Below are 249 nucleotides of genomic sequence, written 5' to 3'. Positions count from 1 at the left end.
AAACAGTCCAATCACCTCTCCTGCTGGTCAACCAAAAGTTGGTATTATCATGGGCTCGCAGTCTGATTGGGCGACCATGAGCGCCGCTGCGCAATTGCTCGCCGACTTTGATATCGCTTTTGCTTGTGAAGTCGTGTCAGCACACCGTACACCTGACAGATTATTTGACTATGCCAAAAACGCTAAGAGCAATGGCTTACAAGTCATTATCGCTGGGGCTGGCGGTGCAGCACATCTGCCGGGTATGTG

At 51.0% G+C, this 249-nt stretch carries 1 protein-coding gene; it reads left to right on the top strand.

Annotated features, from left to right (window positions below):
- Nucleotides 1–49: 49 nt before the first annotated feature.
- Nucleotides 50–249 (top strand): AIR carboxylase family protein (locus AAEZ05_RS29605; protein ID WP_350650196.1); only part of this gene is annotated, 200 nt, incomplete at its 3' end.

Origin of the sequence: Pseudomonas sp. HY13-MNA-CIBAN-0226 (assembly GCF_040310305.1) — a bacterium.
Lineage (GTDB): Bacteria > Pseudomonadota > Gammaproteobacteria > Pseudomonadales > Pseudomonadaceae > Aquipseudomonas > Aquipseudomonas gregormendelii.
Note: the sequence above shows the minus strand (reverse complement) of the source record. Positions and strands in the feature narration are given on the sequence as shown.